The 25,138-nt window shown below is 39.6% G+C and carries 25 protein-coding genes; 11 read left to right on the forward strand and 14 right to left on the reverse strand.

Annotated features, from left to right (window positions below; all coding sequences use genetic code 11):
• Positions 1 to 10: 10 nt before the first annotated feature.
• Positions 11 to 619: an OB-fold-containig protein gene (locus FTU16_RS13405; RefSeq protein ID WP_168378601.1), complete on the forward strand. Its 609-nt coding sequence runs from the start codon at positions 11 to 13 to the stop codon at positions 617 to 619.
• Positions 620 to 718: 99 nt separating this feature from the next.
• On the opposite strand, the gene FTU16_RS13410 is transcribed toward FTU16_RS13405, so the two are convergent.
• Together FTU16_RS13410 and FTU16_RS13415 are read right to left on the reverse strand one after the other, a co-directional pair.
• The gene (locus tag FTU16_RS13410; RefSeq protein ID WP_180163460.1) at positions 719 to 1,345 is read right to left on the reverse strand and encodes a YidB family protein; all 627 of its coding nucleotides are present in this window, start codon (positions 1,343 to 1,345) and stop codon (positions 719 to 721) included.
• A gap of 113 nt (positions 1,346 to 1,458) precedes the next feature.
• Entirely contained in the window at positions 1,459 to 1,929 is a 471-nt protein-coding gene (locus FTU16_RS13415) for a DUF6231 family protein (protein ID WP_078188659.1), read from the reverse strand.
• Between the two features lie 34 nt (positions 1,930 to 1,963).
• Here FTU16_RS13415 and FTU16_RS13420 point away from each other — a divergent pair, with 34 nt between their 5' ends.
• Complete coding sequence (locus tag FTU16_RS13420) at positions 1,964 to 2,833, forward strand: DUF2797 domain-containing protein (RefSeq protein ID WP_180163472.1); 870 nt, start codon at positions 1,964 to 1,966, stop codon at positions 2,831 to 2,833.
• Positions 2,834 to 2,910: 77 nt separating this feature from the next.
• Here the strand turns inward: FTU16_RS13420 and FTU16_RS13425 are convergent, their stop codons facing one another.
• From FTU16_RS13425 to FTU16_RS13455, 7 genes are all read right to left on the reverse strand, one after another.
• Complete coding sequence (locus tag FTU16_RS13425; protein ID WP_180163473.1) at positions 2,911 to 3,858, reverse strand: alpha/beta fold hydrolase; 948 nt, start codon at positions 3,856 to 3,858, stop codon at positions 2,911 to 2,913.
• 220 nt (positions 3,859 to 4,078) lie between these two features.
• Entirely contained in the window at positions 4,079 to 4,702 is a 624-nt protein-coding gene (locus tag FTU16_RS13430; protein ID WP_180163461.1) for a hypothetical protein, read from the reverse strand.
• Between the two features lie 78 nt (positions 4,703 to 4,780).
• Positions 4,781 to 5,080, reverse strand: coding sequence for an Ig-like domain-containing protein (locus FTU16_RS13435; protein WP_180163462.1), 300 nt, complete (start codon positions 5,078 to 5,080; stop codon positions 4,781 to 4,783).
• Positions 5,064 to 5,429, reverse strand: coding sequence for a hypothetical protein (locus FTU16_RS13440; RefSeq protein ID WP_180163463.1), 366 nt, complete (start codon positions 5,427 to 5,429; stop codon positions 5,064 to 5,066). The genes FTU16_RS13435 and FTU16_RS13440 overlap by 17 nt, the downstream gene beginning before the upstream one ends.
• 186 nt (positions 5,430 to 5,615) lie before the next feature.
• The gene (locus FTU16_RS13445; RefSeq protein ID WP_180163464.1) at positions 5,616 to 7,481 is read right to left on the reverse strand and encodes a SurA N-terminal domain-containing protein; all 1,866 of its coding nucleotides are present in this window, start codon (positions 7,479 to 7,481) and stop codon (positions 5,616 to 5,618) included.
• Positions 7,482 to 7,613: 132 nt separating this feature from the next.
• Complete coding sequence (locus tag FTU16_RS13450; protein WP_078188662.1) at positions 7,614 to 7,886, reverse strand: HU family DNA-binding protein; 273 nt, start codon at positions 7,884 to 7,886, stop codon at positions 7,614 to 7,616.
• Between the two features lie 166 nt (positions 7,887 to 8,052).
• Positions 8,053 to 8,523 (reverse strand): phasin family protein, encoded by a 471-nt coding sequence (locus tag FTU16_RS13455; RefSeq protein ID WP_180022145.1) that lies wholly within the window; start codon positions 8,521 to 8,523, stop codon positions 8,053 to 8,055.
• A 207-nt stretch (positions 8,524 to 8,730) separates the two neighbouring features.
• On the opposite strand from FTU16_RS13455, the gene FTU16_RS13460 reads away from it, so the two are divergent.
• The 8 genes from FTU16_RS13460 to fdx all read left to right on the forward strand — a co-directional run bounded on the left by FTU16_RS13460 (position 8,731) and on the right by fdx (position 14,906).
• On the forward strand, positions 8,731 to 9,378 hold the full coding sequence (locus FTU16_RS13460) for a hypothetical protein (protein ID WP_180163465.1): 648 nt from the start codon (positions 8,731 to 8,733) through the stop codon (positions 9,376 to 9,378).
• Positions 9,379 to 9,490: 112 nt separating this feature from the next.
• Positions 9,491 to 9,964: an Rrf2 family transcriptional regulator gene (locus FTU16_RS13465; RefSeq protein WP_078188665.1), complete on the forward strand. Its 474-nt coding sequence runs from the start codon at positions 9,491 to 9,493 to the stop codon at positions 9,962 to 9,964.
• A 1-nt stretch (position 9,965) separates the two neighbouring features.
• The gene (locus tag FTU16_RS13470) at positions 9,966 to 11,183 is read left to right on the forward strand and encodes an IscS subfamily cysteine desulfurase (protein WP_078188666.1); all 1,218 of its coding nucleotides are present in this window, start codon (positions 9,966 to 9,968) and stop codon (positions 11,181 to 11,183) included.
• A 104-nt stretch (positions 11,184 to 11,287) separates the two neighbouring features.
• Positions 11,288 to 11,674 (forward strand): Fe-S cluster assembly scaffold IscU, encoded by a 387-nt coding sequence (iscU, locus tag FTU16_RS13475; protein ID WP_180163466.1) that lies wholly within the window; start codon positions 11,288 to 11,290, stop codon positions 11,672 to 11,674.
• Positions 11,675 to 11,711: 37 nt separating this feature from the next.
• On the forward strand, positions 11,712 to 12,032 hold the full coding sequence (gene iscA / locus FTU16_RS13480; protein ID WP_078188668.1) for an iron-sulfur cluster assembly protein IscA: 321 nt from the start codon (positions 11,712 to 11,714) through the stop codon (positions 12,030 to 12,032).
• Between the two features lie 104 nt (positions 12,033 to 12,136).
• Positions 12,137 to 12,652 (forward strand): Fe-S protein assembly co-chaperone HscB, encoded by a 516-nt coding sequence (gene hscB / locus FTU16_RS13485; protein ID WP_180090034.1) that lies wholly within the window; start codon positions 12,137 to 12,139, stop codon positions 12,650 to 12,652.
• 39 nt (positions 12,653 to 12,691) lie between these two features.
• Complete coding sequence (hscA, locus tag FTU16_RS13490) at positions 12,692 to 14,551, forward strand: Fe-S protein assembly chaperone HscA (RefSeq protein WP_180163467.1); 1,860 nt, start codon at positions 12,692 to 12,694, stop codon at positions 14,549 to 14,551.
• Between the two features lie 16 nt (positions 14,552 to 14,567).
• Positions 14,568 to 14,906, forward strand: coding sequence for an ISC system 2Fe-2S type ferredoxin (gene fdx / locus FTU16_RS13495; protein WP_180163468.1), 339 nt, complete (start codon positions 14,568 to 14,570; stop codon positions 14,904 to 14,906).
• Positions 14,907 to 15,082: 176 nt separating this feature from the next.
• On the opposite strand, the gene FTU16_RS13500 is transcribed toward fdx, so the two are convergent.
• The 5 genes from FTU16_RS13500 to aspA form a co-directional block, all read right to left on the reverse strand.
• Positions 15,083 to 16,549, reverse strand: a complete 1,467-nt coding sequence (locus FTU16_RS13500) for an adenylate/guanylate cyclase domain-containing protein (RefSeq protein ID WP_180090038.1) — start codon at positions 16,547 to 16,549, stop codon at positions 15,083 to 15,085.
• A gap of 61 nt (positions 16,550 to 16,610) precedes the next feature.
• Positions 16,611 to 17,045, reverse strand: coding sequence for an HIT domain-containing protein (locus FTU16_RS13505; RefSeq protein WP_067762788.1), 435 nt, complete (start codon positions 17,043 to 17,045; stop codon positions 16,611 to 16,613).
• A gap of 223 nt (positions 17,046 to 17,268) precedes the next feature.
• Positions 17,269 to 20,736, reverse strand: coding sequence for a transcription-repair coupling factor (gene mfd / locus FTU16_RS13510; protein WP_180163474.1), 3,468 nt, complete (start codon positions 20,734 to 20,736; stop codon positions 17,269 to 17,271).
• A gap of 179 nt (positions 20,737 to 20,915) precedes the next feature.
• Positions 20,916 to 21,272, reverse strand: coding sequence for a hypothetical protein (locus tag FTU16_RS13515; RefSeq protein ID WP_168378608.1), 357 nt, complete (start codon positions 21,270 to 21,272; stop codon positions 20,916 to 20,918).
• Between the two features lie 334 nt (positions 21,273 to 21,606).
• A complete protein-coding gene (aspA, locus tag FTU16_RS13520; RefSeq protein WP_180163469.1) occupies positions 21,607 to 23,055 on the reverse strand; it encodes an aspartate ammonia-lyase in 1,449 nt (482 codons plus the stop codon).
• A 422-nt stretch (positions 23,056 to 23,477) separates the two neighbouring features.
• Between aspA and putP the strand changes: the two genes are divergently transcribed.
• Complete coding sequence (putP, locus tag FTU16_RS13525; protein WP_180163470.1) at positions 23,478 to 24,980, forward strand: sodium/proline symporter PutP; 1,503 nt, start codon at positions 23,478 to 23,480, stop codon at positions 24,978 to 24,980.
• Positions 24,981 to 25,138 lie beyond the last annotated feature (158 nt).

Below are 25,138 nucleotides of genomic sequence, written 5' to 3' on the forward strand. Positions count from 1 at the left end.
GAATACAACCATGTCCGCATTTTTAACAGACTATAACTTAATACCCTTTCATTTAAGTTTATTGGCCGTACTGTTATTGGGCATGGTTGAAACCATTGGCTATTACATCAATATTAGTCCTAGCCAAGTTTTGAAAAGAATTGCCCCACAGCGCATACAAGAATTGGCATTATTGAATGTCAAATTTTCCAAGACTCTGATTTTGTTCTTTCTACTGATGAATTTTAGCTTTGCAGGCTATGTACTTCAGTTCTGTATTCACGCTAAAGAAGGTCAATTCGTTCCCGCTTATTATCTTATTTTACCTGCGTTGATTATTGCCATATTCTTTACGGTATTTATGATTCATTGTTTGGATCAGGTTGTACCGCCCAAATATAAAAAACAAACCGTTAACCTACTGGGTCGTCTAGCAACCATTTCAAGTGGAAATGCCCGTCCCGGCTTTTCGGCTCAAGCGCGTGTGCGTGATGAGTTTGGTCAACTACATTATGTGCAAGTTGAACCAGAGTTTGGTGAGTTAGAATTTCAGTCAAAAATCATTTTGATTCGACAAAAAAAATCACACTATATTGGCAAAAAAATCAGTGTGTCGAACCGTCTATTTAATCCATCCTAGTGACAATCTAAGCGACAACTTGTTATCTTTTTTCAAATCATAAAAAAGCCAGAATTCTCTGGCTTTTATTCAATCTAATACCATCAAATAATATTGTGATTAACGCTTAAGAAAACCTGAGACCAAATTCATCACGTGTTGAATATCAGCATTCGCTTCTTGCTGATTGGTTTGTCCAGCTTGTGGCGTCAATGAGTCAATAATTTGTGGCAATACCGTTGAAATTGCACTATACACATCTTGTTTCTGAGTTTGTGTTTCTTGTGCAACTTGCTCCACTTCGGCATCATCAAATAAATTTTGTACTTGTTGATTATTCACAGCAGCATTATCGCCAGGGCCTGTAGATACCCAATCATCAACCTGACTGCTCAAGCCCTGTCCACGTAATTTATCCAAAGCACCTTGTAGGCCACCTTGTTTTTGAATCCAAGCCAGCACCAGAGGTAACACTGCTACTAAAATGGTTGAAGCATTGCCACCACTACTACGTTGCTGCGGCTGCGCTGCACCACCTAGTTGGCCCAACACAGAGCCAAGAATTCCACCCAAACCACCCGCTTGGTTTTGAGCATTGTCTTGGGTATTTTGAGTGCCTGCATTTGCACCCAATTGACCCAGCACCGAACCTAAAATACCGCCCAAGCCACCTTGTTGATTTTGATTGTTTGCACCACCAAGGGCCTGCTTTGCTAAAATCTCAACAATATTATTTAAATTTGTCATTTTATTTTTCCCAGTGAAACCTAGATAAACTTAATTACAGCATACGTGGGAAAAGACAAATTTTTCATAAATGTTTGTTAATTTTTTGCAATTTTTCACAGGCTAAGTATTTGTTACCAACGGAATTTATCCCAGTTTTCAGGATTTGCCCAAAATTTAGAGTTAAACCAATCTGGAATGTGTTTATAAGTCAAAATATTAAACTGCCATAAAGCAAAATCACTTTCATGCGTGGTTTTATCAATGAGCTGAGTAAAGCCTAAAGCACGTAATAATTGTTCATCGTGTAATTTACTCACCACTACGATGCGTTTAGCGAATAGGTCACGCAATTTTACCAACATCTGCGTTTTCTGCTGCTGATCCAAACTCAACATCGTTTCAGTATCAAGAATCACAAATCCAAGGTCAAAACGCTGGGTAAAAGGCAGATTTAAAAACTCAGTTACGTTAAAATGTTGCCATTGAATTGGATGAAATTGATTGTATTGCTCAAGATCTTGACCAATGCAGATTGCGGTTGAAATGGGCTGCTCTTTTGACAAATCGTCTAGCATAGAAGTGATGACATTTTGTTCAGCCATTGACCGCATCCTTAATAATGAAGTGAGTATTCGTATGGAACTACAAGGCATTTGCCATAAAATGCATGCAGGTCTTAAAGACCTTAGTGTAACTGATCAACATACACACAAGGCAAATGTTGAGTATAAATTTATTCTAGATCGCTCAGAAGTTGATCTACCGTTTAGCCTTGGCCAAGAAATTGAAATCGAAGCCACGGGAAATATCTACTGCATTTCTTGCGGCGCAAAAACGCCTAAATCGTATTCACAAGGTCATTGCTTCAAATGCATGAAGACTAAGGCTTCTTGTGATATGTGCATTATGAAGCCTGAAACCTGTCATTATCATCTCGGGACTTGCCGTGAGGATGATTTTGCCCATGAAGTTTGCTTTCAACCGCATATTGTCTATTTAGCCAATTCGAGTGCCTTAAAAGTGGGGATTACCCGCTTGGGTCAAATGCCTACACGTTGGCTAGACCAAGGTGCGACGCAAGCTTTGCCGATTATGAAAGTTGGTTCACGTCGCTTATCTGGTAAGCTTGAAGTCATGTTTGGTACGCAAGTGGCCGATAAAACCGATTGGCGTAAATTGCTCAAAGGTGAAGCAGAACCAATCAACCTGATCGAAATTCGCGACCAATTGGTAGAAGAATTCGCACCAAAAATTCAAACCATTCGCGAAGAATTTAGTCAAAACTTAGAGTTTAATGAAACTGTTGAACTGCTAGAAGATGAGTTGCCACGCCAATTTATCTACCCGGTAGAAGAATATCCTGAAAAAATCAAATCGCATAATTTGGACAAAACACCGATTATTCACGGAAAATTACAAGGGATTAAAGGTCAGTATCTGATTTTGGATACCGGTGTGATTAATATTCGAAAATACACTGGCTATGAAATTAAAGTACGTACTTAAATCGACTCAAAGTATCTAATTAAGTTTAAAAAAGCGAGATATTTCTCGCTTTTTTACACCTACTCTACCAATCTGATTCATTGAACAGTTGAAAGAAACTTTAAATATGGCAACGCCATTAACTGCTCCGCTTCTAAGATTGGCATATGACCAACATGGTCTAAAATCAGAGGCTTTTCGGCTTTTTTAAATAAGCGTCTCAGTTCTTCTGCTACTTCAACATTGATAATCTGATCTTGCTTCCCCCAGATAATAAACACAGGTGCATCAATGCCTCGTGCAGCCAAAGCAAAGGACTCTGGCGTATACAAGGTGGCCATTTTTTGCAGTTGCTCCACCATTTTATTGGTTTGTTTAGACTGAACGATCATCAACTTTTCTTGCCCAATTTTTAATTCTTGTGGAATAAAAGGCGGAGATTGCATCACGATCTTCATCACGCGATCAAAATCACCGGTTTTTCTGACCACTAGCTCTGCAAGCTTTGCCGTATCTTTTAGATATACTGTATTGCTCGACTTAAAGACACCAGCCGAATCCACCAACAATAAAGATTTCACTTCTAAGGGATACTGAGCGCTATAGAGCATGGCAATTGCACCACCCATCGAATGCCCTGCGATATGTAAATTTGGATCTAACTTTGCAGCATCAATAAATCGTCGTAATTTTTCAGTTAAATTTGGAATTGATAGATCAAATTGATCTGTGACAATAGTTTCTCCATGTGCTGGCAGATCTGGAATAATGACATGATAATTGGGCGTTAAATAACGGGCAACGCGGTTCCAATTATCACGCGTGCCTGACAAACCATGTAGCAATAACAGCGTCGGTTTTCGTGGATCTCCTCCTTCACTATATGTCCACTCGATTTCATTATTTTTGACTTTTTTACTACTCAAGCCCGCCCAAGCTCTTTCCTGCTCTAAAACTTTTTGAAAGTTTAGTTCTGCAGCTTGAATACTACTGGCAACGCAAATCGTTAGTAGCATCTGTATCATGTGTTTAAAATAATGATCCATCCATCGCAATAACGGGTTCTTTAAACGTTTACATTGAGGCATATACAGAGATATCATCCGCTTAATCCTTTGTTGTGATGAGTTATTTTTTTCATATTATTTTTTGAGAACACCAATCTACGATGCTAGAGTCAATATTTCATATGCCAAATCTTTTAAATAAAAATTATATCTGTCAATTTAAACCAAAAAAAACCAGCTCGGAAGCTGGTTCATATTTCTAAGCAAGCCAATCAGACGGTGTCAGTGGAGCTTCAATGAGTAAGCTTGGATATTCAAGCGCAGGAAGTATAGCGGGCGGATTTGAAACGTCGCTGCCCAATGCGATCAAATCCTGTTCATCGGTGTGCAATACAATTGGGACTTCATTCGCATCCTGTAAAAGCGTATCTAGATTGATCACAGATTGAATCGGCTCAATTTGACTGTCATTTTGGTTTTCAGTTTGTTCATCACTCAGTTCATCACTTACCAGTAAAATCTCTGTAAGTTCAGCTGATGATTCAGGTTGTGCAAGTATCAGTTTAGCTATTGAGATTTCAGGCGATTGAACACCACGACTGTCTTCCGCCACGATTGTTGCAAAACCGCCATTTTGAATCGGGTTATCCATCGACCAAAAACCACTTTCATTGGCATACGTCACGTACTCTTGACCATTGGCTGTAACAATGATTTTAGCCTGTTGAAATGCATTGCCTTCGAGTTTTTCACTATTTAGCGTCACTTCTGGTGCTGGTAGTACATAGCTTGGATTTTCAGGCGGGGTCTGAATAAATGGAAATGCCAAGCCAATCGCAGGAGATTGCTGACCAAATTGATCTTCCACAACAATCATCAACATGCCACCATTTGCCACTGGATTTTCTATTGACCAATCACCATTTTCATCGACCTGAATACGATAGACCGCTTGATCCGACTAAATCACAACAGTCGTATTTGGTGCGGCAGTACCTGATATCACCGCGCCAGACTCTAAAATCGTAACAGCTTGCGGTAAAATGATTTGCGCTGTATGCAACGCCTCAGAACGATTACCGTCCTGATCAATTGCCACAACACTTATTGCACCTGTGGTCGTTAAAGGATTGAGCATCGACCAATCGCCATTTACATCAGCAACTGTTATAAACTCTTGCTCACCATAGTTCACAACCACCGTATTTCCTGCATCAGCTTTACCAACCAAATATTCGCCTTTTTCAATTATTTCCGGCATCTTGGGTAGCACACTTGGCTCTTGCAATTGGAGCAATCATTATTGCCTCTGAGCGTAAGCCATGATGATTTACCGCATAAATTGTGGCAACTCCACCATCCTTCAGTGGATTATCAATCTGCCGATGTCCTTGTTTATCCACTTTGACGCGTGTAACAGTTTCACCGACTGAAATGATCACCCATGTTTTTGGCTCTGCCGTGCCAGTTATAAGATCATCTAGTCCAGTCACTTCTGGTGTTGAGGGAATATGCTGATGCTGTGATTTCCCCTGAATCAGCAACTGCTTTATTTCAACTTGCCCCAAAATATTTTTTAAAATACCGTTTAAATGATTCATCTTTTGCATAACACCCTCAAATCACATCATTATATTTTTTAGGAAACTGCCTTCCCAAACTCAATTTAAGAGAATTATTCAAATAGTCAATTTTATTTAATCTTTGTTTTTAAAAGTTTTTCTTAAAGTGTGATGCATTAAACTTAAACATAAAAAAACCAGCTCGAAAGCTGGTTTTTTTTAAAGCTGCCTTAATTATTTAATTTTGGCATGATCTTTTAGATAACGTGTGTAGTCATCAAATTCTTGTTGACCACGAAGCTGTTGATAAAGTTTTGTTAACTCATCTAACTGCTCACCCGTTAATGCCGCATCAGATTGTTTGTTCACTGCAGTCACAGCAACCACAACCAATTCATTTGGTAGATTAGTCGTAGTAACAGACCAATGACCTGCTTTCGGCGCTTTTACACTAAATGCAGCACGTTGAATTTCGCGTTTCAACAAACCATCAGCACGAGTGAAGGTACCCGCATTTTCAAAGTTTAAATTGCCTTTCACGACTGAAGCAGCAGGTTTTGCAGCAAACTCTTTCAATGTCGCTTGAATCTGGGCTTTTGCAGCATCAGACGCTTTCTTTTCAATCAGCTGAGTTTTCACATGCGCTTTCGCTTCAGCTAAGGTTTGAACACCTGCAGCATGATAGTTACGCACTTTTACCCAAACTACATCACCGTTTTTCAACTGAATGCTAGATGAAACATTACGTTCACCATTTTTAACATCATCGTTAAACAATTTAACTTTGACGTTTGCATCACTTAGAACAGGATGTTGCGATGCTAATGTTAAGCCATTCAATGATTGAACTTTTACGCCTTTCACTTCTTGACCCACGACATCAAGGGCATCACTGCTCACCACCATATCATTGAGGCTGTTTACAGTGTCAGAAAAAACATTGGCTTTTTTCGAAGCAGCGACTTCTGCTTGCAGACGTGCTTTTTCTTGTTCAAATGAAGGCACTTTTACAGCTGGCGCCACTTTTTCGATCAAGTGATAACCACTGTCTGTTTTCACTGGAGCAGTCACTTGACCAGCTTGAGCACCTTCAACTGCTGCATCAAATGCATCACCAAATACACCTTTTTCATAAGCAACCAGTTCACCACCTTTTGCTTTAGATTCCGGATCTTCAGAGAATTGCGCTGCAGCTTGGTCAAAGCTTAAACCCGCTTTAATTTTAGCTTGAACACTTTCAGCCAGTTTTTTAGCTTCGGCATCTGAACGATTGTCCGCAGTGATCATGATGTGCTTAACGAGTGGTTTAACTGACTTCTGTGCATTCTCAACAAAGCTGTTATACGCTTCTTTCAATTCAGCATCAGTTGCAGCTTCTACTGGTGCAGTAATATTGGCAGGTGTTAATACGACAAAATCTGCATCAACACTGGTTGCTTGCTTAAATTTGTTTTTATGCTGCTCATAATAAGCCGCAATTTCAGCATCAGATACTTTTACATTTTTCTTGTAATTTTCAAGATTAATGCTCGCCAACTGAATACTACGTTGTTCCGTTTGTAAGTTCGCAATTTGCAAGATATCAAGCTTACTCACCAATGCATATTCCATAAATGTTGTAGACAACATTTTTAAAGCATGGTCTTTACGTAAATTATCAATGAATGTGCGATTCGTCATACCAATCGATTCGAGGTATCGCGCAAACGCTTCATCAGAAAATTGACCATTGACTTGAAAGCTTGGCTGTTGATGAATCATTTGCACAATTTGTGCATCACTCAAGCTAATGCCTAATTTATCAGCTTGTTGCAATAGCAATTGGCGTGAAACCAAAGTATCCATCGCTTTATTGCTAATGAAATTTTGATTCAATAATGTTTCATCACCCTGAGCATATGCCAGATATTGTTCTTTTAATGAGTTCGTCAGTGCTTCGAGTTCTTTTTGAGAAATTTCAGTACCGTTTACAGTCTTTGCTGCATCTTTAGATCCACCACTAAAATATCCTTCAATACCTACAAGTGCTAAAGGGGTCAAAAACAAAACGAGCAAGACCTTGCCCAGCCAACCCTTAATGACTTTACGAAACGATTCCATAAGTATTCCAATATTTTATTTGCGGTGAATTTTAACCGAAAACCCGAGATGAATGAATGCGATATATCAATTAATCACATTTACCAATAAAAAACGCGCCAAATAATGGCGCGTCTCATGTGCTTAATAAGATTAAGCTACAGAATCTTTCAAGCCTTTACCAGCTTTGAAGCTAGGAACTTTGCTTGCTTTGATTTCTAAAGTCGCACCAGTTTGTGGGTTACGACCAGTACGTGCAGCGCGTTCTTTAACGCTGAAAGTACCAAAACCAACTAAAGTAACTGTATCACCAGCTTTCAATGCATTGGTAACTGCAGCAATTGTAGCATCTAAAGCTTTACCGGCATCGGCCTTAGATAATCCCCCATTTTCGGCAATTGCATCAATTAATTCTGATTTATTCATGAAAATTACGTCCTCTTAATATCGTTTATTTAAGGTTCAAGAATTTGTATAAAACGCCATAACGCCTTTATAGCAATGCTTTAGGGTTAAACGCAATACTCCTCAACCTCTTTTTATAGAATTTTTTGACGAAAAAAACCTTGAAAATTCGATAATAGTAAAAAAGTTAGTGTTTTTTTAGTATTTCGGCCCTCAGTTGGGCATTTTCTTCGGCCAATAGGTCAACTTTAGTATGTAATTGAAGTATAAGCCTTTCTACGTGCTGTAAATCCTTTACAGTCACCAATCCTAAACGGTTTAAGGAATGATTAACACCATTATCTAAAATTTTTTCTACTTTATCTTTCGTATCAGTTACAGATTCTTTGGCTTTTTCTGAAACTTTTTCGACAGTTTGATCTGCAATATCAATCGTTTTGGACTCAAGCTCCTCTCCAACTTTGACTAAAGAGTCAAAAAGCTTATTTCCTTCACCCTCAGCACGTGAAAAAGCACCTAATCCAGCCAACCAAATCTGTTTGGTATATTTGCGAAAATCCATTTTAGAGCGACGGTCAGAATGACTACGTACGCGAGTTTTAGCCGGCTTTTCTGCTTTTTCTTGTGCATCATCAATTATGCTTTCTGTATTTTCCATAATCCGCACTTCTCCTGATTATTTTATGTGCACAGCAACATGTGATTCTTCATTTTAACAACATAATAGCAAACATATGACTTGATAGATTGATTAAACTGTTCTACAAAGCTGGTGAATTACCAACTTTTTGGTATATTCTAAGTTCCTCTAGAGCAGGATGCTCAGTTTCCAGTGCTTTCAGATTTTAACAAGGACATTTTTTTTATGAGTGATACGCAACAAACACAAGCTCAACCACATTTGTTGCTTACTATGACCCTGATTGTTTTAGAAACGATTTTTACTTTCATTTTAAAACATGACCGTGTTGTAGCATTACAAGCTAAAAAATTTGTTGATCAAAAAGTCGCACTGAAAATAAATAGCTACATCCCTTATTTTGACTTTTATGTTCAGTTTACTGAGCACGGTATTCTGTTCGACACGAAATCTCCAGATAAAGCCATCGACCTTGATGTCCGCACGACATTAATGGATTTGGTGAAAATTTTTGTATTTGGTAATCGTAAAAGCATCAAAACCATGCGGATCGATGGTGATGTGGTTCTGAAAGATGAATTTCGCGATCTGGTTTCATTATTTGGTGTGCCGAAAATTTTATCTGACTGGAAACACTGGCTGTCTGAACCTGTCGAAGAAAACGATATCGTTGCGTCTAAAAAACGTATTGCCCCCCTTTTAGAAAAAATTGAACAGCAACGCTCTAAAATCAACACACTGCAAGTTGAAGTTAAACAATACAAAAACCGTATTAAGCGTATCGAACGCCGTCAAAAGCGGATTAATATCGCTTTTAGTCTAATATCTGTTCTTTTAATAACGTTATTAGTGTATAATGTGTGGTTCAAATAAATACATAATTTTTCAGACAAAATAAAACAAATAAACAATCTCAAAAAAACTTGACTATTTTAGTCAGGATTCATAAAATCTGCACATCTAGACTTAACATGTGTATCGAATCATGCGCTTAACAACTCGCGGTCGCTACGCAGTGACTGCTCTACTTGATCTAGCTTTGCAGCCAACTGAACAAACGATCACTCTTGCAGAAATTGCAGCTCGTCAAACCATTTCAGTGGCCTATCTTGAGCAGTTATTTGCAAAATTAAAGCGTCACGGCTTAGTTTCCAGCATCCGTGGAGCAAACGGTGGTTATCACCTAGCTCGTAGTGCTGAAGACATCACTGTTTTGGAAATTATTGAAGCTGTAAATGAAACAGTTGATGCAACCCGTTGTGACCACAAAGGCAACTGCCAAAATGGTGCAATGTGCTTGACTCACGATTTATGGCAGGAACTCTCCCACCACATTGCCGATTATCTTGCAAAAATCACCCTTGCTGACCTTGTAGCACGCGATAACGTTCAAACCGTATCTATTCGTCAAAATTCAGCAAACTTTGATTCAGCCCTTTTATCGGTTACAGGTATTTGACATGAAGCGTCCTATTTATCTTGACTATGCAGCAACTACACCTGTAGACCCTCAAGTCGCAGAACGTATGATGGAATGTCTAACGTTTGACGGTACTTTTGGTAATGCAGCTTCTCGTTCTCATGCTTACGGCTGGCAGGCAGAAGAAAAAGTAGAATATGCACGTGAACAAGTTGCTAATCTAGTAAAAGCTGATCCACGCGAAATCGTTTGGACTTCTGGTGCAACTGAATCTGACAACCTTGCGCTTAAAGGTATTGCTCAGTTCTATGCATCTAAAGGCAAGCACATTATTACAAGTAAAATTGAACATAAAGCAATTCTTGATACTTGCCGCGAGCTTGAAGAAGAAGGCTTCGAAATTACTTATCTTGAGCCAGAAGCAAAAACAGGTTTAATTACACCTGAAATGGTTCAGGCTGCCCTTCGTCCAGATACGATTCTTGTATCTTTGATGATGGTGAACAATGAAATCGGTACAACTACAGATGTAGCTGCAATCGGTGAATTGACTCGTGCAAACAAAACTTATTTCCATGTAGATGCTGCGCAAGCTGCTGGTAAAGTAGAAATTGATCTTTCAACAATGAAAGTTGATTTGATGAGTTTCTCTGGCCACAAAATCTATGGTCCTAAAGGTATTGGTGCTCTTTATGTACGTCGTCAACCACGTGTACGTATTAAAGCGCAAATGCACGGTGGCGGTCATGAACGTGGTATGCGTTCAGGTACGCTAGCGACTCACCAAATCGTGGGTATGGGCGAAGCGTTCGAACTTGCAGGCAAAAACTTACATGCCGAACAAACTCGTATTCGTGTACTTCGTGACAAACTTTGGAATGGCTTGCAAGGTCTTGAACAAGTCTTCCTGAACGGTCACCCAGAATACAACGTTGCAAACTATCTAAACGTCAGCTTTAACTTCGTTGAAGGTGAATCGTTAATGATGGCACTTAAAGATTGCGCAGTATCTTCTGGTTCTGCATGTACATCAGCAACTTTAGAACCATCCTATGTACTTCGTGCATTGGGTCTTTCAGATGAATTGGCTCATAGCTCGATTCGTTTCAGCTTTGGTAAATACACCACTGAAGCCGATATTGACCATGTACTTGAAATTACCAAAGCAGCAGTTGAAAAACTACGTGATCTTTCACCGCTTTGGGATATGTACAAAGAAGGTATCGACCTTAATTCTGTAGAATGGGCTGAACACTAATTCATCCCGGTGAGATAGCTTTTATTTTAAGGCTATCTCATTGATTAACGTAATTTCACCCCCATATTAATCTTAAGGCTGACCCCGAGGTTTGGAGAAGCGTCATGGCTTATAGCGAAAAAGTAATTGATCATTACGAAAACCCTCGTAATGTTGGTGTTTTAGACAAAAATGCAGAAAACGTTGGTACAGGTATGGTCGGTGCACCAGCTTGTGGCGATGTTATGCGTCTACAGATCCAAGTTGATGACAACGGCATAATTGAAGAAGCTCGCTTCAAAACTTACGGTTGTGGTTCAGCAATTGCATCTAGCTCATTAGTAACAGAGTGGCTAAAAGGCAAAACTCTTGATGAAGCTCAAGCAATTAAGAACATTGATATTGCAACTGAACTTGCACTTCCACCAGTAAAAGTACACTGCTCTGTACTTGCTGAAGATGCAATCAAAGCTGCTGTAGAAGACTACCGTAGCAAGAAAGTAAAAGCTTAATTGTTTACGTGTTTTAAAAAAGATTAACGGAGTTTTCATGATTCATTTAACTGAAAATGCTGCAACTCATATCAGCAATTACATCAAGAATCGCGGTAAGGGTGAAGGCATTCGCGTTGGCGTGAAAACTTCTGGCTGTTCTGGTTTAGCTTATGTACTTGAGTTTGTCGATGATATTGACACGCATGACCAAGTATTCGATCAGTTTGGCGTAAAAGTATTCGTTGATCCAAAAAGCTTAGTTTATCTCGAAGGTATGGAGATGGACTATGTGAAAAATGGATTAAACGAAGGTTTTGAATTTAATAACCCAAATAAAAAAGGCGAATGTGGCTGCGGCGAATCGTTTACGGTTTAAGCCTTTTCCACACTCCTTTTTCGCATTAAAACAGTGTAAAATTCACTGTTTTAATTGCATTTAAAGCAACACTTTTTGCACCTCTATTGCGGACACCATCTCCCATGAATCATTTTGAGTTGTTTAACTTACCTGTAGCACTCGATATTGATTTAGCAGTTTTAAAATCTGAATTTTTAAAGTTGCAGCAACAATATCATCCAGATAAAGCCGAAGACAAAGATCTAGCCCTGATTAAATCCAGTGAGATTAATCAAGCATTTAAAGCTTTATCCAATGTTGATAGCCGCGCTGCATATCTATTAAGTCTCAAAAAACAAGATTATCACCTTGATCAATCAATTAGTGATTTTGAGTTCCTACAAGATGCCTTAGAAATTCGTGAACAGTTAGATGAGGCAGGCACTGCTGATGACCTCACTTCACTTAAAACTGAAGTTCAGCAATGGATAGACGGTTTGGTTCGTGAATTCAAGATTGATTATGACGACGAAGACTGGGCAGAAGCACGTGATACCGTACGTAAATTACGCTTTTTCCAAAAAGTAATGGCTGACATCGATAAAGCTGAAGATCGCTTCTTAGACGACGATAGCTTTGATTTAGACGATGATTTTTAATTTATTTTTTATATTTGACGTTCAAAGGATGTAACACACATGGCTCTCTTGCAAATTGCAGAACCTGGTCAATCAAGTGCGCCGCATGAACACCGCATCGCAATTGGTATCGATCTTGGGACTACACACTCTTTAGTAGCCACGGTACTTTCTGGTAAAGCGAAAGTGCTTAACGATGAACATGGTCGTGTGTTACTCCCTTCTATTGCACACTATGGCGAATCCACTACGCAATATGGTGACGACGCAAAGGCATTCTTAACGACTGATCCTAAAAATACTATCGGTTCTGTAAAACGCTTTATGGGTCGCTCTAAGGCAGATATTAAATTCCAACACCCGTACAACTTAGTCGGTGAAGCGAATGAAATGCCTGCTTTTGAAACTGCACAAGGTCGTAAAACACCAGTTGAAATTTCTGCAGAAATTTTAAAACAACTTAAAGACCGTGCAGAAAGCAGCTTAAACAATCCAGTAAATGGTGCTGTGATTACTGTACCTGCCTATTTTGATGAAGCACAGCGTCAAGCAACGCGTGATGCAGCACAGCTTGCAGGCTTAAATGTACTCCGTCTTTTAAATGAACCGACTGCTGCGGCAGTGGCTTATGGCTTAGACCAAGACACCAATCTTGCACATGATCAAAACTATGTGATCTATGATCTGGGTGGCGGTACTTTTGACGTTTCAATTTTACGTTTCTCTCAAGGTGTTTTTGAAGTTCTAGCAACGGGTGGCCACACGGCGCTTGGTGGTGATGACTTAGACCGTCTGATTGTAAAATGGGCAAAAAAACAACTGAATATTGAAACTTTAGATGATGCTGAATATGCACATTTCATCGTTTCTGCTCGTAAAGCAAAAGAAGCTCTAACCGAGGCTGAATCTGTAGAGCTTAAAGTTCTTGATCAATCATTGACTTTAGACCGCCCTACTTTTGAATCCATCATCAAAGTTGCTTTGGATAAAACCATCAGCGTTTGTAAACGTGTCATGCGTGATGCCAAGCTTGAGCTCAGCGATATTCAAAATGTGGTATTGGTCGGTGGTTCTACCCGCTCGTATGCTGTACAAAAAGCTGTTCAAGATGTCTTCAATCAAGAACCGCTCTGTACTATTAACCCTGATGAAGTTGTGGCCATTGGCGCGTCGATTACAGCGAACCAACTTATTGGTAACTCTAAAGATGGTTCACTGCTTTTAGACGTCACGCCGCTTTCTTTAGGTTTAGAAACCATGGGCGGTTTGGTTGAGCGCCTTATTTCGCGTAACACAGCCATTCCTGTGGCGCGTCGCCAAGAATTCACAACCTATCAAGATGGTCAAACAGCAATGTTGATTCATGTTGTACAAGGTGAGCGTGATTTGGTTGAACATTGCCGTAGTCTAGGACGTTTCGTGCTTCGTGGTATTCCACCGATGACTGCCGGTCAAGCGCGTATCGAAGTGACTTTCCAAGTTGATGCAGATGGTTTACTGACGGTGTCTGCCAAAGAAACCACTTCTGGTGTGCATGCTCAAATTGACATCAAACCATCTTATGGTTTATCTGATGCCGATACTGAACGCTTACTGATTGATGGTTATAAGTTTGCTGAAGAAGATAAAAACTTACGCCATCTTCAAGAAACCAAAGTGGAAGCAAAACGTGAACTTGAAGCACTTGATCAAGCACTTAAAGTGGATGCTCAACTTCTCAGCCAAGAGCAACACAGTTCCCTCACTGCTGCACGCACTGTTTTAGATGCTGCACTTGAAACGACTGATATCAAAGCTATTGAACATGCTGTAGAACAGCTTAAAATACATAGCGATGCATTTGCTGCAGCTCGTATGAATCAGCACATTGATGCCGCATTGAAAGGCACAAAACTCGATGACTGGTCAAACTCAAATTAATTTATAGGTCAAGATTATGCCACGTATTAAAGTACTGCCTCACGCAACAATCTGCCCAAACGGCGCTGAGTTTGAAGTCGAATCAAATGCTAACCTTTGCGAAAGCATGTTAAAAAACGGCATCAAAATTGAACATGCATGTGATATGTCTAAAGCATGCACCACTTGCCATGTGGTTGTACGTAAAGGTTTTGATGGTCTAGATGAAATGGATGATGTCGAAGCAGATCTTCTCGATCGTGCTTGGGGATTAGAACCAGACTCTCGTCTGTCATGCCAAGTACAAATTGAAGATGAAGATTTGGAAATTGAAATTCCTAAATACACCATCAACCATGCTTCAGAAAATCATTAATTTATAGAATATTTTCTATAATTAAAAAGCCAGTTTATCGTCACTGGCTTTTTTATACATAAATGTATTCAACATATCAAAAAAGAAGACGTTTTGATAAAAGCATGAATTGAGTTCTTGTTTAAATTTTACGCGATACGATTAGATCTAATTTTAATTATGCATGTGTTGAATCATTAAGAGTGCGATTCAGTTTTTTTGACTTCTTCGATCACTTCGTCTTCTAAATTCAGTTTAACAATACCAGCAGAGTTGGTCATTTTTTGCTGAGTTTGTAAGCGTTGAATCATACGTTCTAAAACATGTATTAGTTCAGGATATTCAAAGTTTTGTACTTCATCTAAGTTCAACAATAGATTAAAGCCTTTATATTCGTAGTCGAACCAACGCTGATAATCTGTTTTCTGTGAGGTGTATTTTTCCATCACTTGCCAAGTACGTACTGGGCCTTTGATACCTTTTAAGAAGATCGGTGCTTTGGGCGCACATAAATAGTCATTTTTCACTAAATGATGCGTATCGTCTGAAATCAAAATTTCGTCGACTTCGGCAGCACTCTGTAATCTTGCAGCCAAGTTGGCATCACGACCCACGATGGTATAAGCCATACGGTGAGCCGCACCATAGTTCCCAACGTGGCAATACCCTGTAGAAATACCCATACGAATGTGTAGCGGCGGATAACCCATTTTAATCCAGCGTTCACGCAGCAACTTCATTTGCTGACGCATGACCATTGCCATCTCTAAACAGGTTTTTGCGTCTTGCTCTACGCCTTGGCTATGTGGATCACCAAAGAAGATTAGAATTGCATCACCCATAAATTTATCGACAGTCGCTTCATACTGTTTGGCAATCTCAGTCATATGACTCAAATAGTCATTGAGTAGAAATGCTAAATCGTCTGGGATTAATGTTTCAGAAAGTTCTGTGAACCCTTGAATATCTGAAAAGAAAATCGTGAGTTTTTTACGTTTATATTCGATTTTAGCTTCAGACTCACCTTTCATAATCGATTGCCAAAGTTGCATAGGCGCATAACGACTCAATTGATTGGCGAATTCCATATAACGATTCATCTGATCATAATAGTGGTTCTTTTTATTGCTCAAAGACTGAACTTGGGTGTGTTGATAAAATGTCCCCACACTGAAATAGGTAATGAGGCATAAAAAGCCAAGAACGGTTAATTCACTGCTGGTTGACTCAAAATATTCTTGAAAACCAAAGACATAAATATTACATAAATAAAATACAGTGACGCCTACAATCCCGGCCAAGGACATCATTAAGAAATTGATTTTGTTATAAATGGTTGTATATAGCAGCGCAAAGACCGCAAGAAAAGTTAAAACAAGGCTTAAATGTACTGCAGACATTAGTACAGCAATTACTATGATATCGATCAGAAAAAGCACATTACGCTTAACTTGATTGCTATATCGATAAATTAACCAATGAGAAAACTTAGGAACGACTAAAATCAGAAAAAATAAAAATGCAGGAATATAGATTTGATATTGCGTATCTGGCTGAGTGTAATGATAGACAATAATCACCAAAGACAGCATGATATATCCCATCAAACGATGAAAATATTCAAACTGTTTAGGCTCTTTGCTGATTAAATTGTCTAACGGCACTCGATCGCCCCCATACGGACACTCATTCTTCTACTATCCTGATATTGTCCGTAAATCGGGATTAGTCCATACGCCAATCGAAAGGCATATCACCTTGACCACGTAGTGCAAGCATTAGTGTTTGGCGCATGTGTGCCAAGACATCATTGTTATAAGGAACTGCTGGCGTACCCCAAACTGGTTTCGGCCAAGCCACATCATTTTGATAACGAACAACATGATGAAAATGTAATTGTGGAACCATATTACCCAATGCAGCTACATTCATTTTGTCTGCACGGAATACACGTGACAATTGGCTTGATAACCAGCTTGATTCACGTAAAAACTGCTCTTGGTCTGCCTGACTTAATTCATAAAGCTCTGTAATTCCCGGAACACGTGGAATCAAAATAAGCCACGGGAATTGCATATCATTCATCAAACGACATGTTGACAGAGGAAAGTCGCCTACATAAAACGTATCTTGAGCAAGTTGTGGATGTAAACTAAACATATCTTTATAAATGATGCAAAATTAGAATGATGGCTAATACTATCACATCCTTATGGGTGTGAATATTCTGTACAGAACGTTTCATTACAAATAAACTGCATTTGAATAAAACGTTGCGTGCTTATGACTCTAATAAATTTTTCAAAAAAATCAAGCGTTTCTTCTATATAAAAAACACTCATGAAAATCTACTCATTCTAAACAAGCAATTTATACGCCAAATCTATTGATTTGGCGCCAATTCCTTCAGCAAACTGTCTAATAAGTCATTTATAAATTGAATGCGTTTGTCATATTCTTCGAGCATGACCATCACTTTTAGACGCTGTCCACCTTCCATTCGGAAGAAAGTCGGATGCTTTTGCATCATTTGAATGATCGATATGGCTTGAACTGGTGTATCTGGTGAGAACTCAATACTGCCGCCATGTGAACTGATATCAATTTTTGTGATACCCAATTGTTCCGCTTTTAAACGCAACTGATGGACAGAGAATAATTGCTTGACTGCTTGCGGCGGCAAGCCAAAACGATCGATCAACTCCATACGAATGTTATCGAGTTTCTCTTGAGTATCCGTATTACTAATGCGTTTATAGAACAATAACCGTTGATGTACATCACCTAAATAATCATCTGGAATTAAGGCTGGCATGTGCATGCTAATTTCAGCCGTTAATGATAATGGTGAGTCAAAATTAGGTGTTTTGCCTTTTTGAATGGCTTTGGTGGCTTTTTCAAGCATTTCCATATATAGACTATAACCGATGGTTTGCATTGAGCCACTTTGCTGTTCACCCAGCAACTCACCTGCACCACGAATTTCTAAGTCTTCTGTAGCCAACATGAAACCCGCACCCAAAGTCGATGCACGCGAAATGGCATCTAGGCGTTTTTCAGCATCACCCTTTAAGCCTTTGAGCGAAGGTACAAGTAAATAGGCGTATGCTTGATGGTGCGATCGACCAACACGACCACGTAATTGGTGCAACTGCGCAAGCCCCAGTTTATCTGCACGTTCAATCAAAATGGTATTGGCGTTTGGCACATCAATCCCAGTTTCAATAATGGTTGAACACACCAGCACGTTATATTCTTTGTGATAGAACTGTTGCATGATTTGCTCTAGTTCACGCTCACGCATTTGACCATGAGCAACCGCAACACGTGCTTCAGGGACCAATTCCCGTAAGGTTTCTGCCGTACGTTCAATGGTCTCGACTTCGTTGTGTAAGAAATACACTTGTCCACCACGTAGCAATTCACGCAAGATGGCTTCTTTGATCGAATCTCCAGTATGCTCTTGTACAAAGGTTTTCACAGCAAGTCGACGTGCAGGCGGCGTTGCAATAATAGATAGATCACGCATGCCACTAAAAGCCATATTCAGCGTACGTGGAATAGGCGTTGCAGTTAGCGTTAGCATATCAACATCGGCACGTAAAGCTTTAATTCGCTCTTTATCACGTACACCAAAACGGTGCTCTTCATCCACGATCATGAGGCCGAGATTTTTAAATTGCACACTTTCCTGCAAGATTTTATGTGTGCCAATCACAATATCCACTTTGCCTTCTGCGAGGTCTTCAATGGTTTTGGTATGTGATTTTGATGAACCAAAACGTGAAAGGACTTCAATACGTACAGGCCAGTCCGCAAAACGGTCTTTGAAAGACTCGTAGTGCTGCTGCGCCAACAACGTGGTTGGCACAAGTACAGCCACTTGTTTGTTATTTTGTACTGCCACAAATGCAGCACGCATGGCTACTTCTGTTTTACCAAAACCGACATCACCACAAACCAAGCGATCCATCGGCTTCGCTTGTTGCATGTCATACAGTGTCGCTTCAATAGCATTGGCTTGGTCTAAAGTTTCTTCATAGGCGAAGCCACTGGCAAACTGCATATAGAGGCTCTGATCCAGTTCAAATCCATAACCCGGCTTCGAGTGACGACGGGCTTGAATATGTAAAAGTTCTGCCGCCACATCATGGATCTGCTCTAAAGCCTTGCGTTTGGCTTTAGACCATGCATCTGTGCCCAATTTATGTAATGGTGCTAGATCTGGGTCACCACCACTGTATCGGCTAATTAAATGCAGGTTTGTTACAGGGACATACACCTTAGCTGCATCGGCATAATCTAACTGCAAAAATTCATGGTCTTGCTCATCGATACTCAAGGTGATTAAACCTGCATATCGCCCCACACCATAATCAATATGAACCACAGGTGCGCCAATACTGAGCTCGGTTAAACTACGAACAAGAAACTCTTCTGATACTTCCTGTTGGCGTTTACGACGACGTTGAACCACACGGTGTTCATACAGCTGATTTTCAGAAATTACACTGAGCTTGTCAGTTAGCAATAAACCACGATCTAAGGGCGCATTGGTGATCGCAATCGCATGCATAGAATGCATAAAATCATCAAAACTTTCGACCGTCGGGATATCACCCAAACTCGGACGCAACGCATCTTTTAAGGTTTCACGTCGACCTGCGCTTTCAGCCACCAAAAGCACCGGATAATTTGCCGCATCGATATATTGCTTAACCGCAGAAAATGGCTTTTCACGTTTTGGATCGACCGGTAAACGGGGTGGAATCTCAGCAGCAAGATTGATCACGCCATTACGTTCATCAAAAGCCTCAGGTGAAGCCACAATACGACGGCAAAGATTTAATTGTTCTAACACTTGATTTGGTTGTAGGAAAATCTGCTCTGGCGGCAAAATCGGTTGGTCGACATTATGACGACGGTCTTCATAACGACGCACAATGTCTGACCAAAACTGAATCAATGTGTCATCAATAGCTTTATCTGTAATGACAATGCCATTCTCTGGTAAGTACGAAAATAGCGTACTTTGCTCTCTCATGGCTTGTTCAGAGAAGAACAACGGAAAATAAAACTCAATACCCGGTGAAGCTATGCCATCTTGTACATCCTGATAAATTGGGTTTTTCTTTGGATTTGCCGTCGGAAAATTTTCCGCATATCGATCACGAAACAGTGACCGCGCTTCTTTTAATGGAAATTCTTTTGCAGGTAAAACCGTAAAATGATCTAAGTTTTGGGTGGTTCGCTGAGTTTCAGGATCAAAGAATTTGAGGGTATCGATTTCATCATCAAATAAGTCAACACGAATCGGTGAACTTTGTCCCGAAGCGTAAATATCCATGATGCTACCGCGTACTGCAAATTCACCATGATCATAAACGGTATCCACCAAGTGATAGCCCGCTTGTACTAATCTTAATTTTTGTTGTTCGATATCAAATTTTTGACCTACTTTAATATCAAAGTGTTCACCTAATACCCAAGATGCAGGCGCAACTCGCTGCGCTAAAGTTGTTGCTGAAACCAACAACACACCTTGCTGTGGCATATTGGACAAAATCGCCAAGCGCTCAGAAACGATGTCTTGATGTGGCGATAGGCGGTCATAAGGTAAAATTTCCCAATCAGGGAAAATAGTCGGCTTAATTCCGTAAAATTCCAGCTCACTTTCTAACTGCCCGAGATGCTGATTATTACGTGCTACAATCACAAACAACTGTTTGGATTGTTTGCTAATTTCTTTAAATAATAATGCAGCAGATGAGCCTTGTAAGTTTCCGACCCACCGCTTTTCGCCAGCTTTGAGCTGTTTAAGATTGAGTTGTGAAATTTCTTGCTGGAACATGATGTAAATAGCTTTTAATGTTTTAATCACTTGGTGATCATATTAACACGATGCTTTTTACATTCCGAGATTTAAGCAACTATATACAGTGTTTTAACCAATATGGATTTGCGATTGTATTTTCTATTGAAGAGTACCATTAACGCACCCATCAAACTCAAACACTGCAGTCCATTCACTTACTTACGATCACGGATGAATTGACGATAATAATCATTCAATAGTTTGACATAGAGTTTAAACTGCAACAGATTTTCTTCAGTATTGCCTAATCGTGCAACAAAGCGTTGATTTGCAATTTCCAAGTCTATTTTTTCATTGATAATCATTGCAGTCGCATAGAGCTGTTTTAAATCATCGAAATTTGTCATTTTTCTATTCGACAAATATTCCAGACGTTCAGACAAAGTATTTAAAACTACGCCTTCAATGATATAGCCCTGAGTTTCATCATATTGAATGTGGTGTTGTTCTAAGTAAAGTTGCTCAGGCGACTCTTTAGCGCCTTTGAATAAATCGACTAACTTATTAAACATCTGACTATCTACAACATGATAAAAAACCTATTGTACTTCGATTACGTCCTTTTTGGGGCAAGTTAAAGCTTTTCTGACTTTATCTATGCACTAAATTTTTCATCCAAACCTTCATGACTATATATAGAACAATAATTACAATCCTAAGCAAATATAGCGTTTTATTCTCAACCTAATACTTTCTTTTAGAAATTAGGTTTCTAATGGATACTTAATACATGACTGTCATTAGTTTAGTTCTCTATATTTACCACTAATTTCTTCAAATAAAAAACGAAGGATTAACCTTCGTCATTTACTCATCATTTACTATTTAAAAGTCTTAAATAAGCATTTAACTCACTTGAGCGAGTGGCATACTAAATGGTGTCACTTCAGAAACTAAATTTTCAATCGAGAAAATTTCATCCAATTGACTTTCAGTTAACAGCTCTTGCTCTAATACCACTTGGCGAATGGTTTTATTTTCGGCAATACATTGCTTACCGATTTCATCACATTTTGCATGACCTAAATATGGATCAAGTAAGGTCACAATACCTACACTACGCATCACAGCATCAAAACATGCTTGCTCATTTGCCTGAATCCCTTGAATACATTTGCTGTCTAATGTTTTTACTGCATTCACCAAAAGCTCAATCGATTCATTCATGGACAATGCAATCACAGGCTCCATGACATTTAATTGTAATTGCCCTGCTTCTGCAGCCAAAGTGATGGTTAAATCATTCCCCATTACTCGAAATGCAATTTGGTTGACCACTTCTGGGATCACGGGATTGACCTTTGCAGGCATGATCGACGAACCTGCTTGTAACTCAGGTAATCGAATTTCCGCTAAACCTGTACGTGGCCCAGAACTTAAAAGACGTAAGTCATTACAAATTTTAGAAAGTTTGACAGCTAAACGTTTTAAGCAACTCGATAATAAAATAAATACGCCACAATCGCTGGTTGCTTCGACATAGTCTTCTGCACCTTGCAATTTTAGACCGGTCAAATGAGCTAGATTTTCAACGGCCTTGGCCGCATAACCTCCAGGAGAATTCACACCAGTACCAATTGCCGTCGCACCTAAATTAATTTCCAATAAAAGCTGTCGATTTTGTTCAATCAACTTCAAATCTTCTTTTAATAATGTTGCAAATGCTCGGAACTCTTGCCCCAATGTCATCGGAACAGCATCTTGTAACTGTGTACGCCCCATTTTGATGACATGTTTAAACTCATCGGCTTTAACATGTAAACTTACAATTAGCTGATTTAACACCCCAAATAAAGCATTAAAAGCACTATATGTCGCTAGACGCAGCGCTGTTGGATAGACATCATTGGTGGATTGTGACTTATTGACATGGTCGTTGGGATGAATCCTTTGATAACTGCCTTTCGCATCTCCGAGCAACTCAAGGGCAATATTGGCAATGACTTCATTGGCATTCATGTTAATAGAAGTGCCTGCTCCACCTTGATAAATATCAATTGGAAATGAATCTGCCCATTGTTCAGGATGAACAATCAATGCATCACACGCCTGCTGAATCGCTTGGCGAATATCATCTTGTATTAAGTTAAATTGATAATTGGTTTCTGCTGACGCTTTTTTTACCTGAGCAATAGCGCGTACAAAGTTTAAATTTTGTCCGACATGCTGCTTTGATATTTGAAAGTTTTCGATGGCACGCAATGTATGTATACCGTAATAACATGACTGCGGGACTGCTTTATCCCCCAATAAATCATGCTCTATTCTCGTTTTTTCCATTTGAACCGTTGTCACTGCGCATTCCCTCTAATTACGCACCAAGACTGTGCATACCTCATATTCGACCTGTTCAAATCATCTCACTACAGATGATGTGATGCACATTTGCAACCAAATATTTCAAATGCACATTTCTTGTTCACTATGTAACATTGTGTAATTTTTACCTAATTTCATTAGTTCTCTTTTTGTGATGAAAAGTCTCAGGTAGATTTACTTAACAAAATTTAAATTCCCTTCTGGACAACATTTCAACAGTACAATAAAAATTCGATTTGTAATAAGAAAAAATATCATTTACGCAAAACATACATAAAATATGCTTAAAGGTTACAGAGTGTAATTTTTAAATCGTGCTTGAATCTGCGACTTACGACAGAAGTACAAATTTTCATCTAGGACAGAGATGATTTGCTTTCAATAAGGACGAACCGCCTATGAGCCATTTAAACCCGACATTAGTCACCTTTATTTTTTATATTCTTGCAATGCTTGCCATTGGTTTGTATGCCTACAAAGCTACGCATAACTTTGACGAATACATTTTAGGTGGACGAAGTTTAGGAAGTGTTGTGACTGCACTTTCAGCAGGTGCATCCGACATGAGTGGTTGGCTACTCATGGGTCTCCCTGGTGCAATTTATCTATCTGGTCTTTCCGAAGCTTGGATTGCAATCGGCTTAATTATCGGTGCTTGGTTGAACTGGCTGATCGTTGCAGGTCGATTGCGTGTTCATACCGAATATCAAAATAATGCGCTGACCCTGCCCGATTATTTCACGAGCCGTTTTGCAGACCGTAAAAAGATTTTACGTATCATTTCAGCTGTAGTGATTTTAGTGTTCTTTGCGATTTACTGTGCTTCTGGCATGGTGGCTGGCGCACGACTTTTCGAAAGTTTATTCGGTTGGAACTACACAACAGCACTGTGGATTGGTGCAATTGCAACCATCAGCTATGTCTGTATTGGTGGATTCTTAGCGATCAGTTGGACCGATACTTTCCAAGCGGGTCTGATGATCTTTGCACTGCTGATCACACCGATCATCGCCTACCTTGCTTTAGGTGATAACAGTCAAAATCTTGCTGCTGTTTTGGAAACAGCTCGCCCACAAGCTTCTAATTTATTTGAAGGTTTAAGTACAGTTGCGATTTTATCCAGCATGGCATGGGGCTTAGGCTATTTTGGTCAGCCGCATATTTTGGTTCGCTTTATGGCAGCCGATTCTGTTAAATCCATTCCGAATGCACGACACATTGGTATGACATGGATGATCCTGTGTCTAGGCGGTGCTGTAGCAGCGGGTTATATCGGTATTGCTTACTTCCAAGTCCACCCAGAACTGGCAAGTGTCGTTAATGCCAACCCTGAAACGGTATTTATGGAGTTGACTAAAATTCTATTCAATCCGTGGATTGCTGGGATTATTTTAGCCGCAATTTTAGCTGCGGTGATGAGCACACTTAGCTGTCAGTTATTGGTTTGCTCAACCACCTTGACGGAAGATTTGTACAAAGGATTTATTCGTAAAAATGCATCGCAAAAAGAATTGGTTTGGATTGGACGTGCGATGGTCTTGGCAATTGCTGTATTTGCAATCACCTTTGCAATGAACCCTGCAAGTAAAGTTTTAGGCTTAGTAGCTTATGCATGGGCAGGTTTCGGAGCTGCATTTGGCCCACTGATTATTCTTTCATTGCTGTGGAAACGTATGACGCTTAACGGAGCAATCATTGGCATGATCGTGGGTGCTGTGACTGTAATCGTGTGGAAAAACTACTTAGGCCACCTTGGTTTATACGAAATCATTCCAGGCTTTATTTTCTCTACAATCAGTATCGTTGTGGTGAGCTTATTGGGCAAAGCACCTGAGGCGGATGTGGTTGAACGCTTTGAAAAAGCCGAAGCGCAATATCAAAAAAAAATGTCTGAAATCTAAAATTTTTGACACTAAAAAAGGGGCTAAATGCCACTGCTGTCCCACAAAAATCACAAGAGGAACCTCAATTGAGGTTCCTCTTGTTTTATCACCCTCTTGTCTGGTGAGAATAGCGATTTCAAATACTTCCTTTCGAATAAGTTCACTTGGATAATTCT

The sequence above is a fragment of the Acinetobacter sp. YH12069 genome (assembly GCF_013419675.1).
In the GTDB taxonomy this organism is placed as follows: Bacteria; Pseudomonadota; Gammaproteobacteria; order Pseudomonadales; family Moraxellaceae; genus Acinetobacter; species Acinetobacter amyesii.